Raw genomic sequence first — 11,839 nt, forward strand, 5'->3', positions numbered from 1 at the left:
TCCACTTGGGCGCGGAAGGGTCATGCGCCGCAAACCGGGTGATCTCCTGTGCCCGTCCCGTTTGGATCAGGACACGCTGGATACCAAGCGTCGTGAAATGGGCGCAGCTGTGTTCAATTGCCAGTATCAGCAGAACCCGATTGCGCCAGACGGATCGCCGCTGCGCTGGGAGTGGTTCGGCACCTATGAGACCGTCGAAGATCGTCGCTGGTTCCAACTGGTTGTTCAAAGCTGGGATACGGGGATGTCTGCGGATCCCCGGTCCGACTTCTCGGTCTGTACGACCTGGGGGTTCCGAGAAAATGCGTGGTGCCTTCTCGACGTCTGGCGGGGGCAGGTGGACTACCCAGACCTGAAAGCCAAAGCACTGCAGCTTGTCGGTCGCTGGGATCCGGATCGTGTTCTGATCGAAGATGCCGCTTCTGGCAAACCGCTTCTGGACGAGTTATTTCGTGATGACCGTCGGCGCTATGAACGCATCAGACCTGACAAGGACAAGGAAACCCGGTTCCAGTCCGCGTGCGGTCCGGTCGAAGAGGGCAAGGTGTATCTGCCTGCAGACGCGCCCTGGCTGGCGGCGTTCAAACGGGAACTGCAGTCCTTTCCACGCGGTCGCAATGACGATCAGGTCGACAGCTTTGCCCACTTTCTGAACTGGTCCAAGGGATTGGGGTTCTATCGGGCGCTAGGTCATGATCATCAGATAAACATCGAACGTCGCGAGCGCCGTCACGAGCGGATCAGACGGCGGTAGAACATAAACCAAAGTTCGAGGCCGGTAGTCGGCCTTGAACCGCCCCGGCGAACCTTGGTCAGTGGGCACGAACGGCGGAAACCGGACCTTCTCTGCATCTGCAAACCCATCCATATATCGATGAGCGAGCAGACATTCGGACTGGCTCACGCTGCCGGTCGGTAATGATCGACGATCAGGACGGAAACGGACTTGGGCAATGTGGCATATCCGCTGCATCAGCCCCTAAGAAGCAGCCATTGAACCGAACTGCAGTAAGAAGTATCGTCAGCCCAGCCTTGAAGGTGAAGCACGCAATCAGCATGCCGCCTTACATAGCCTCCAACGTGTGGGTGAGGCCGTTACGGATGTGATCTTCCAACAGTTTCTTGGCAGTGCCCGCGTCTCTGGCCAGCGCGGCATCGAACATGCCCTTGTGCTCCTTGACCGCCTCTTCGCCGCGATAGGTCAGCACGAGCATCTGATACCGCAGATACTTGTCGTAGATGATCGAGTGCAGAGACAGAAGGTTCTTGGAGTTGCAGGCCGCGATCATCGCTTGGTGAAACTCCCAATCATATCGTTTCCAGGTTTCTTTCTCGGACTCGTCGCCCGTGAGAAGCTGCTGTTCCATCAGGTGCAGTTTGTGGTGTGCGGCAACGAGGTTGCCTTCCCAATCCGTGTCGCCATTCGCAATGGACAATTCCAACGCGTGGCATTCCAACAGGACTCGCAGCTCTGAAATCTCGGTCAGGTCTTCTCGTGAAACCGGCGTGACCAGGAAACCCCGTTGCTCGGGAGCTTCGACAAATCCGTCGCTGGCGAGCCTGTTCAGCGTTTCACGAAGTGTCGAAAGGCTTGCCGAGTAGCGTTCCTTCAAGGCGTCCAGCTTCAGTTTGGAGCCGGGCTGCAGCTCCCCAAAGATGATGTCCCGCTTGATGCGCTGATAGGTGCTTGCACCTATCGTAGACGGCTGTTTCGCCATGCGTTTCACCCGATATTATCAGTTTCCTCGTTCAATTAGCATTTTTCAGAGACATCAGCAATCCAATCTGATGTATGGTAAAAATAAAAATATCATACATTATTGCGGAATCGTGAAAACCCAAATACGGTCGTGGCCAAGTTGGGCAATGCAGCCCGGTCGCAAACATCGGGTTCGGGATTTTCCAGACCCTCCGGAAGGAAGCAAAGTGTCTCAGAACTTTCGCATCGCCATTGTCGGCATTGGCCTTGTTGGACGCCGCCACGCAGACGCTATCCGAGCTTTGCGCCACGTTGATCTTGTCGCGGTAGTTGATACCAGCGTCGAAGGACGTGCGTACGCAGTTGAACACGGGGTCGCATGTTACGAGACCCTCGAGGAAATGTTTGCAAATCAGACGCCGGACGGAACTGTTCTTGCGACCCCGACCACGCTTCATGTTGATCAAGGCTTAACCTGTGTTCGACATGGCTGTCCCGTTCTTGTCGAAAAACCGATCGCCGTGGAAGCCGCCGCTGCACTGGAGCTTGTCCAAGCAGCGGAGAAGGCCAATGTACCACTGATGGTCGGACATCATCGTCGACACAATCCTCTGATCCGGTCGGCTAAGGAAGCCATTGTCGATGGGAAGATTGGAGATGTGCGCGCTGTGCATGCGAATTGCTGGTTCTATAAGCCAGACGAGTATTTTGATGCTGCGCCTTGGAGAAAGAAACCCGGTGCAGGGCCCATCTCGGTCAATCTTGTCCACGATGTGGATCTGCTGCGGTACCTGGCCGGAGAAGTCGTGACCGTTCAGGCTCAGTCGGCTTCATCGCAGCGGGGTTACGACAACGAAGATGTCGCCGGCGCGCTTTTGACGTTTGAAAGTAGGGCGATTGGGACCATAAGTGTATCCGACAGCATCGTTGCTCCATGGAGCTGGGAGATGACGTCTCAGGAATATCCAATCTATCCTTCGACCACCGAGAGTAGTTACATGATCGGTGGTTCTCATGGTTCGTTGTCTGTTCCCGATCTTCGCCTGTGGAGCTACCAGAGAGAGCAAAGGGATTGGTGGACGCCAATCTCATCAACCGCGCTGAAGAAGGGTGCGTCTGACCCTCTGGTCAATCAGCTTAGGCACTTTGTTGATGTAGCTCGGAACGAAGCAGAGCCGATTGTATCTGGATGGGAAGGTTTCAGAACGCTTCAAGTTATTGAAGCTATTCAGAATTCTTGCAGAACTGGCGAGACCGTCAGGATAAGAAACCTTCAGGAAGCACAGCAACAGAGATTACAGGTAATGAAAAATATCTGATATTTTGTAAAACATCTTGCAAAAAGTCCAAAATAGGTCAAAACTCTGAATCGCAAAAAAAGAAGCATCATGATGTCTCAGGGAGGAGCAAAGTGATTACCAAACTTACCCGCCGGGCTGCTGTATCAGCCCTGGTCGCAACCGGTGTTCTGTTTAGCGCGACAAGTGGTGCGCTGGCGGAAGACAAAGTCCAACTTCGTCTTGCAACATCAGGATCGGAGACCGATCAGCGCTCGGTCGCCATGGCCGAGGTTTTCGCGCCCATGGTCGCTGATTTCGCAAGCTATGAGCCCAGTTATAACGGCACCATTTTTGCGCAGGGCACAGAGTTGGACGCGATCAGCCGCGGCAACCTGGAAATGTCGATCACCTCGGCGCAGGAACTGGCACAGTTCTTCCCCGAGTTTTCGATCTTTACCGCAGGCTATGTTCACCAGGACGCCGCGCATCAGGTTGCAGTGTTCAACGATCCCTTGATGGATGCCTTTAAGCAAAAGGCCGAAGAAGAACTGGGCGTCAAACTGCTGTCGGTCATGTATCTGGGTCGTCGCCAGGTGAACCTGCGCCAACCCAAGGATGAACTGACCGTCAGCACTCCGGCTGATCTGGAGGGTGTGAACCTGCGGATGCCGGGCACAGATGCGTGGCAGTTCCTTGGCAAAGCGTTGGGTGCCGCCCCGACACCAATGGCGTTCTCTGAGGTTTACACAGCTCTGTCGACCGGTGCCGTTGACGGGCAGGACAACCCGTTGCCGACTGTCGTTGACGCCAAATTCTACGAAGTGACCAATCAGATCATCCTGACATCGCACTTGGTCGACTTGAACTATATCGCCATCGGCAAAGAGGTTTGGGACGGGCTGACGCCGGAACAGCAGGCCAAGGTGCAGGAAGCAGCCGACGCCGCAGCTGAGTCTGGTCGCCAGAAGCAGCTTCAGAAAGAAGAAGATCTTGTCAGCTTCCTGAAAGAGCAAGGCATGGAGATCTATGAGCCCGATCTCGCGGCGTTCCGCGATCAGGTACAGTCTATGTATCTGGACAGCGAGTTCGCAGGTTCATGGCCCGAAGGCGTTCTGGATCAGATCAACGCTCTGGGCAACTGAGCCCAGTAAGACAAGGTAGGGAGAACCATAATGAAAGCCTTTGTGAAGGGGTTCTCCCGACTGACCGAAGCGATTGCCGGCGGGATGCTGGCGGCAATCTTCCTGATCTTCCTTCTCCAAATTCTTCTGCGGTACTTCTTTACCCCCGCTGGCTGGACGCTTGAACTCATCGGCATCCTCTGGGTCTGGGTGATCTTTTTTAGCTGCGCCTTCATCGTGCGCGAGAGAGATCACGTGAAGTTCGACATCATCTACCTTTCGGTGCCGATGCGCGTGCGGCAGGTCTTTGCGATGCTGGCGGCCGCAGCGATCGTGGTCGGTATGCTCTACAGTTTCCTACCGACGTGGGACTACATCGACTGGATGAAAATCCGCAAAACCTCGACTGTGCGCAATCCGTTCTCGGGTGAAAAGATACCGCTGCGCACCGTGTTCTCAATTTATGCGGTGTTCATGCTGGTCGTGGCCGCGCGGTATGGATGGCTGTTCTTTGACATCCTGCGCAATGGCCCACCTAAAACCGAGCTGGAACTGGTCGTTGGGTACAACGTGGTTGACGATCATCCCCGCGTCGACGGTGAAGACGACGAGGAAGCAAACAAATGAGTTTTGAACTTCTTTCCTGCCTGCTCGCTCTCTTTCTTCTGGCAGGCATCGGGACACCTATTGGCTATTCCATCCTTTTGGCCTCATTGGTGTATCTGGGCACGGCCGGATTGGACGTCGCCCTCGCGGGCGAGAAGATCCTGCAGGGCTTCTACAAAAGCACGATCCTGCTTGCCGTGCCTTTGTTCATCGTCGCCGCCAATATCATGAACGCGGGGTCGATCACCGACCGCTTGCTGAACTTCTGCGTCGCTGCCGTCGGGCGTTTCAAGGGCGGCCTCGGGCACGTAAACGTGGTAGCGTCTCTGATCTTTTCAGGTATGTCCGGCTCTGCCGTCGCGGATGCTGCAGGGATCGGCAAGATCATCATTGAGATGATGACCAAGGATGGCCGTTACAGCCGAGGCTACGCAGCCGCAATCACGGCGGCATCGGCGACGATTGGCCCGATCATTCCGCCCTCGATCCCGATGGTCCTTTATGCGCTGGTGTCGAAAGCCTCTATTGGGTCCTTGTTCCTGGCCGGTATTCTGCCGGGACTGATCATGGGCGTCGTCCTCATGGCGATGAACTACTATCTGGCCGGAAAGCGGAACTTTGCATTGGAAGAACCTGTTCCACTGCGCGAACTGCCGGCTAAAACCGCCAACGCGTTCCCGGCACTGCTGATGCCCGCAATCCTGCTTTACGGCATATATGGCGGCGTCACCACTCCAACCGAGGCCGCAGCGGTTGCTGCATTCTATGCGCTGCTACTGGCAGCGTTGTTCTACCGCGCACTGACCTTCCGTGGCCTCTACCAAGTGTTCGTCGACAGCGCGCGTTCTTCCGCAGCCGTCGGGGTGGTCATTGGTGGCGCGTTCATTCTGAACTTTATCGTCATTCAGGAACAGATTCCACAGTCGATCTCGGCACTCCTGGAGGGTTCGGATGTTAGCCCGATTGTATTCCTGATCCTCGTAAACCTGCTGATCCTCGCGCTGGGATGCGTGTTAGACGCAACAACGATCATCCTGGTGATCGTGCCCCTGTTCATTCCAACCTGCGAAGCGCTCGGGATTGATCTGGTGCATTTCGGAGTGCTGGTCGTCGTGAACTCAATGATCGGTTTGATCACGCCGCCCTATGGCATTCTACTCTTTGTGATCAACGCCGTGACGGACATTCCGCTGCGCGAAATCATCTCCGAAATCTGGGCCTTCCTCGCGGTTCTCATCTTCGCCTTGGTGATAATGATGCTGATGCCGGATCTGGTCCTGTGGTTGCCGCGTATGTTTGGATATCAGGGATAATGTGCCTGTCGGTTTCGACAACGTCGATCCCCGGTGATCTGGCCGAAAAACTGAGTGCCATCGCTGACGCGGGATTCGGGGGTGTCGAATTACACGAACCGGATTTGACCGCTTTTGACGGACCGCCATCGCAGATCCGGAACATTGCATCAGATCTCGGCCTGAAGATTTGCCTGCTGCAACCCTTTCATAACCTCGAAGGCCAGTCCGACGGTGGGCGAGCGCGCGCCTTTGATCGGCTGAAGCGCAAACTCGATCTGATGAGCGAGCTTGGTACCGATCTGCTACTAATCGGGTCTGCGTTCGAGGTCGATGCCGCTGCAACCGAAGAACAGGTAATCGCAGATCTTGGCCAGGCGGCCGAGATAGCAAAGGCAATGGGGCTGCGTCTGGCCTATATGGGCTTGCCATGGTCGGATATTGTTCACTCGGATGAGCAGGCGTTAGGCGTCGTTGAAGCCATCGACAGCCCTCATTTGGGGCTGGCCTTGAACTCATTCTTCTCGCTTGCCGACGGGTCCAAACCCGCCCGTCTTCGGGACATTCCCGGAGAGCGGCTGTTCCATGTACAACTGTCCGATGCACCCCGGCTTGAGATGGATATACGTCGGCTCAAACGGCACTTTGGGCTTCTGCCAGGGCTTGGGTCGCTGAACCTTGCTGGCTTCGTGCGCGTGTTGTCCCGTGCCGGGTACAAGGGGCCTTGGTCCATTGCGCGCGTCAACGAAGCAGCTCCTCAACCCGGCGGCCGAACACTGGCCCGAGACAGCTACAGGTCGCTGGTGAACCTGTTAGATGAGGTTGCCCGGACCGAGCCGGGAACCGGTTTTGACATCCAGGGCCTGCCGGAACGCGTCTATGCGTCAGGCTTTGAGTTCGTCGAATTTACAGCCGATGAAACAAGCGGCGCGCAGCTGGCAGATATGCTGTCAGCTATGTGTTTTCGAATGGAAAGAAAGCATGTCAGCAAGTCCGTCGAGCTGTGGCGGCAGGGCGCGATAAACATCGTTGTAAATACCGAAAACGAAGGTTTTGCCCATTCGGCGTTCCTGGGCCATGGTCCCTCGGTTTGTGACATGGGATTGCGCGTCAAGGACGCGGATCAGACGGTTCAGCGCGCGACCGCGCTGGGCGCTCCTGATTTCTCTCAGCCGGTGGGGACCGGAGAGTTGGATATCCCAGCCATCCGAGGTGTCGGTGGCAATGTCGTTCATTTCATCGATGAGAAATCCGATCTGCATCGAGTTTGGGACATCGAGTTTGAGCCGGTTGCCAAAACCAAAGCGACCCAGCCTGCCGGTCTGCGCCGCATCGACCATCTGGCCCAGACGATGCGTCACGATGAGATGCAAAGCTGGCTGCTCTATTACATCTCGACTTTTGAGATGGCGAAGTCGCCTATCGTGAACGTCGCCGACCCGTCCGGCGTCGTGCAAAGTCAGGCTATCGAAAGTCCAGAAGGCGAAGTGCGCCTGAACCTGAACGGGGCCGTTGGGCGTCGAACACTGGCGGCGTCATTCCTTGAAGACGGTTTTGGTGCCGGTGTTCAGCACATCGCCTTCCAGTCGGATGATATTTTTGAAACTTCAGCCCAGTTGCTCAAGTCTGGCTTTCCCAGCCTGTCCATCCCGGAGAACTACTACGCTGATCTGCAAGCGATATTCGGATTGGATGACGATTTGGTCGCTCAACTGCACCGGGGTAACATACTCTACGATCGGGCGGCGGGTGCTGAGTATTTTCAGATATACAGCCGTCCCATCTTTAACGGCTTCTTTTTCGAAATTGTTGAACGCCGCATGGGCTATGCCGGTTACGGTGCGCGTAACGCGCCCATTCGCCTTGCTGCACAAAGCAAAACCCAAGCGGTGAAAGAGGTGCAGACGCAATGACCGGACAGATGACAAGCGATGAGCGCGCTGTTCGCCAATGGTGGCGTACCTCCATCATCGACATGAAGCCCGGACAGATCGCTTTTCGTGGCAACGCCATAGAGGGCCTGATCGGGAACGTATCTTTCCCACAGATGATCTGGCTGATGGTGCGGGGTGATCTGCCCAGCGACGCTCAAGCGCGCCTGTTCGAGGCCGCATTGGTCGCAGGCGTGGATCACGGCCCGCAAGCCCCCTCAATCGCGGCTGCGCGTATGGCCGCCACCTGCGGGGTAGGTCTCAATAACGCGATGGCGACTGCGGTGAACATGCTGGGCGACGTGCACGGCGGGGCAGGAGAGCAGTGTGCAGAGCTGTACTATGATATCGCAGTCCGTATGGATGCAGGAGCTTCGCTGAATGACGCTGTTCGGGAGGGCTTGGACAGCTGGCGCGAGACCTACGGCAAGATCGTATCGGGCTTTGGTCACAGGTTTCACAAGCCCGTCGATCCACGCGCGCCACGATTGATGCAACTTGTTCGTGATGCGGCGGCAGAAGGCACAGTTTCTGGCCGGTTTGCCGATATCGGAGAAGAGGTTCAGGCCGAACTCGGTCGTCAAAGAGGCGGTCGGCCAATTGCCATGAATATCGACGGCGCGACAGCTGTGATCTTCTGCGAACTTGGCTTTCCTGCGCCCTTGTCGCGAGGGCTGTTCTGCCTGTCCCGCTCAGTCGGAATACTCGCCCACGCCTGGGAGCAGATGGGGCAGGGCGGTCGGAACAAAGGGCCGATGCCTCCAAATTACTTACCCCTCTACGAAGACAGGAATGATGACAGGTGAGACATCGAAATCCTTCCGGGTCGGCCTTATTGGCTGTGGTCGTATCAGCGATATCTATCTAAAAACACTATCCAAATTCTCGAACATCGAGGTCGTGGCTTGCGCAAGCCTCGATCCTTTGGAAAGCCGCGCGAAGGCGGAAAAATACGGCATCGCCAAGGCCTACACACCAGATGAAGTGTTTGACGATCCGACAATTGACTGCGTTTTGAATCTGACAATTCCAGCCGCCCATGCTGAAATCAGCCTGCGTGCGTTGGCGGCGGGCAAGCACGTCTATTCCGAGAAGCCATTGGTCATGAACCGCACGGATGGTAAGGCGATCCTCCACATGGCATCTGAAAAGGGATTGCTGGTCGGTTGCGCACCCGACACATTTCTGGGTGGTCGTTGGCAAACCGTTCGGCGCTTGATCGACGAGGGTGCCATTGGCAAACCGACAGGGGTTTTTGCCCATGTCGGTACCCACGGGACGGAGCGCCACCATCCCAACCCGGATTTCTACTATCAGGCGGGTGGCGGGCCCTTGCTGGACCTTGGGCCATACTACCTGACCGCCATGGTTTGCTGCCTTGGTCCGATTGACCGAGTCGCCGGAATGGCTCGGCGCACGTTCGACAAAAGGATGATCGAAAACGGCCCTCGCAATGGTGAATGGATGGATGTCGAGGTCGACACGCACTCCCTAAGCCTGCTTCAGTTCTCATCCGGAGCTATAGGGTCGATGACCATGAGCTTCGACGTCTGGGACAGCGAAGCGCCGCGGTTCGAGATCTACGGTGAAAACGGCACCATCAGCATCCCTGACCCTGACCCTGTTCATGGGGCCAATATCTTTCAAGGGGATGTCTGGCTGAAATCGTGGGAGACCTCGCGCTGGTCTCATCAGCCTCGTCCAACCGGTCGCGAAGACTGGCAGGTGGTCGAAAACAAACACGGGTTCAATGAAGACAGCCGCGGGCTCGGCCTTTTGGATCTGGCCCTGGCGGCGCAAGAAGGACGCCAACCCCGTGCAAGTGGAGCGCTTGCCTACCACGTTTTCGAGGTCATGGACGCGATCGAACGGGCACCGAAATTTGGCGCCTATCAGACGATAGAAAGCCGTTGCGCGGCTCCGGAGCCTTTGTCGGTCGATTTCCTTAACGATGAGAGGAAGGAATTGGTTCATGCCGATTGAGACACTCGACTTTGCTCAGCCATTCTTTCGCGTCCAGCACATCACCGATGAAGACAGAATATCTGTCGAGGGTCGCGCCATTGTTCTGAACCTTGGGGAGCGGGACCTTTCGGTCGAGGATCAGGCCGTTGAACCGCTTTCGTCTGTTATCGTGCAAGACAGCACGCTTAGCGGCGCGGAACGTGCAGTCATTGTCCACGATTTCGACGCCCATGCCGATGACAACGAGCTGTTCGCATGGGTGAAAGATACATGGCCATCTGCTTTTGATGTTCGCCAAGAGGAGCGTTTACGCGGTGTCAGCCACTACATGTCGCCAAAGGTCTTTGTGGGTAACGTTGGGCTGACCATGTACCATTCCGGCTCGGTGCCGCTGAATGTCGGATTGCACAAGGATCACCCGTTCTGCCCGGTACCGGGGTTCCGCGAAGTGCATACGCAAATCGTAGGCTTTGGCAAAATGCAGCAATGCCGTGAGCGGGATGTTGAAACCCTTTACCTCGAAGAATTCCTGGCCCCCGGCACGACGCACAAGCCGATGTATGACGCTGAAGGCAACTATCCCTGGCATCAATACGAGACGATTACACCCAGCATTTTCATGGCGGTGGAAATGCTGCCAGAAGGCGTACGGGTCCCGGACATGGAGGTTCAGAATGGCTGAGAGACTTTTACCCGAAGACCTGAACTTTGACGGACCTTTCCCCCGGTTGTCTCGCCGTTTGCGGCTGGGCGTTGTTGGCGGAGGACGGATCTCTGTCACGCAGGCAACGGCCGCGCGGATGACCGACCGGTGGGAGGTCGTCGCAGGAGCGCTCAGTTCAGATGCCGCGCGCAGCAAGGTGCGCGGAGCTGAGTGGTTCTTGCCAGCAGACAGGTGCTATGCGTCCTTCGACGAGATGGCAAAGGCCGAGGCGGCGCGCCCGGATGGCGTAGATGCCGTCATGGTCACTACCCCGAACCACGTTCATTTTGAAGCCGCCAAAGCGTTTCTGGAGGCGGGCATTGACGTGCTGTGCGACAAGCCCCTGACCAACGAAGTCGAGGAGGCCGAGGGGCTCGAAGAGATCACCGCGCGCACGGGGCAGGTCTTTGCCGTCGGCTATGCGATGTCGTGTTTTCCAGTAATCCGTCAGGCCAAACAAATTGTGGCGGAAGGCGGCATCGGTAAGATCAACCAAATCCATGTCGAGTTCCTGCAAGACTGGATGACGCCCGATGATGTGGCAGATGCGCCCCATGTCAAATGGCGGCTGGACCCAAAGATTTCTGGACCGACCAGTTGTGTCGGCGATATCGGTACCCATGCCGCGCATCTTGCAAGTTTTGTCGCGGGCCTGCCGATGACCGATCTGAGGGCCGAGTTTCATGTCTGCGGCGCACCAAAGCCTTTGGAAGACACAGTTTTCATGTTCACCCGTTACAAAAATGAAGTTCCGGGAACCCTGATGGCAACACGCCTTGCCCCGGGAAACCGGGGTGGGTTGCGGTTGCGGATATTCGGGAGCGAAGGAGGTCTCGAGTGGGACTTGGAGAATTCGGAGCAGCTGAAGTTCAATCGGTTTGGTGAACCGGATCGTATCCTCAGCCGCGGTCACGGGCACGGCATCGGCCCCGGTGTGGAACGTCTGGTACATACCGCGCGCGGCTTCCCTGAAGGGATTATCGAAGCCTGGGCGAATCTCTATACGGAATTTGCCATGGCCGTAGCCGTGCGCCGGGATAGCGTCGCGATTCCGGCCGATTGGTTGACCTATCCCGGTGTCAGTCAAGGCGCAGACGGTGTCCGATTCATTGATGCCTCCGTGCGCTCTCACCAGTCCGGAGGTGACTGGGTCACTCTCTAAGGCTCTGCCAACACGATTGAAAAACACGCCCGGGCCGTTGCCCGGGCGTTTTCATTTCCTTCCAAGCAATAAAAGTTGAT

11 protein-coding genes are annotated in these 11,839 nt (G+C 56.5%); 10 read left to right on the forward strand and 1 reads right to left on the reverse strand.

The genetic code is table 11. The annotated features are described in order from the left end of the window. On the forward strand, positions 1-754 hold a 754-nt coding region (terL, locus tag ACR0NJ_RS19730; RefSeq protein ID WP_480818801.1), incomplete at its 5' end, for a phage terminase large subunit. A 310-nt stretch (positions 755-1,064) separates the two neighbouring features. On the opposite strand, the gene ACR0NJ_RS19735 is transcribed toward terL, so the two are convergent. After that, positions 1,065-1,718, reverse strand: coding sequence for a GntR family transcriptional regulator (locus ACR0NJ_RS19735; protein ID WP_480818802.1), 654 nt, complete (start codon positions 1,716-1,718; stop codon positions 1,065-1,067). Here ACR0NJ_RS19735 and ACR0NJ_RS19740 point away from each other — a divergent pair. The 9 genes from ACR0NJ_RS19740 to ACR0NJ_RS19780 all read left to right on the forward strand — a co-directional run bounded on the left by ACR0NJ_RS19740 (position 1,717) and on the right by ACR0NJ_RS19780 (position 11,759). Then, positions 1,717-3,018, forward strand: a complete 1,302-nt coding sequence (locus ACR0NJ_RS19740) for a Gfo/Idh/MocA family protein (protein ID WP_480818803.1) — start codon at positions 1,717-1,719, stop codon at positions 3,016-3,018. The genes ACR0NJ_RS19735 and ACR0NJ_RS19740 overlap by 2 nt on opposite strands. A gap of 92 nt (positions 3,019-3,110) precedes the next feature. Continuing rightward, positions 3,111-4,121, forward strand: coding sequence for a TRAP transporter substrate-binding protein DctP (dctP, locus tag ACR0NJ_RS19745; RefSeq protein ID WP_170429695.1), 1,011 nt, complete (start codon positions 3,111-3,113; stop codon positions 4,119-4,121). A gap of 30 nt (positions 4,122-4,151) precedes the next feature. Next, positions 4,152-4,727: a TRAP transporter small permease gene (locus tag ACR0NJ_RS19750; RefSeq protein WP_480818804.1), complete on the forward strand. Its 576-nt coding sequence runs from the start codon at positions 4,152-4,154 to the stop codon at positions 4,725-4,727. Beyond that, complete coding sequence (locus tag ACR0NJ_RS19755; protein WP_170328647.1) at positions 4,724-6,019, forward strand: TRAP transporter large permease; 1,296 nt, start codon at positions 4,724-4,726, stop codon at positions 6,017-6,019. The genes ACR0NJ_RS19750 and ACR0NJ_RS19755 overlap by 4 nt, the downstream gene beginning before the upstream one ends. Continuing rightward, a complete protein-coding gene (locus ACR0NJ_RS19760; protein ID WP_480818805.1) occupies positions 6,019-7,911 on the forward strand; it encodes a bifunctional sugar phosphate isomerase/epimerase/4-hydroxyphenylpyruvate dioxygenase family protein in 1,893 nt (630 codons plus the stop codon). The genes ACR0NJ_RS19755 and ACR0NJ_RS19760 overlap by 1 nt, the downstream gene beginning before the upstream one ends. Positions 7,912-7,919: 8 nt before the next feature. Further along, positions 7,920-8,735, forward strand: a complete 816-nt coding sequence (locus tag ACR0NJ_RS19765; RefSeq protein ID WP_480818833.1) for a citryl-CoA lyase — start codon at positions 7,920-7,922, stop codon at positions 8,733-8,735. Next, the gene (locus ACR0NJ_RS19770; protein WP_480818806.1) at positions 8,725-9,912 is read left to right on the forward strand and encodes a Gfo/Idh/MocA family protein; all 1,188 of its coding nucleotides are present in this window, start codon (positions 8,725-8,727) and stop codon (positions 9,910-9,912) included. The genes ACR0NJ_RS19765 and ACR0NJ_RS19770 overlap by 11 nt, the downstream gene beginning before the upstream one ends. Beyond that, positions 9,902-10,576 (forward strand): hypothetical protein, encoded by a 675-nt coding sequence (locus ACR0NJ_RS19775; RefSeq protein WP_480818807.1) that lies wholly within the window; start codon positions 9,902-9,904, stop codon positions 10,574-10,576. Before ACR0NJ_RS19770 ends, ACR0NJ_RS19775 begins: the two co-directional genes overlap by 11 nt. Further along, positions 10,569-11,759: a Gfo/Idh/MocA family protein gene (locus tag ACR0NJ_RS19780; RefSeq protein ID WP_480818808.1), complete on the forward strand. Its 1,191-nt coding sequence runs from the start codon at positions 10,569-10,571 to the stop codon at positions 11,757-11,759. Before ACR0NJ_RS19775 ends, ACR0NJ_RS19780 begins: the two co-directional genes overlap by 8 nt. Positions 11,760-11,839 lie beyond the last annotated feature (80 nt).

This window comes from Ruegeria sp. F11 (genome assembly GCF_056533855.1).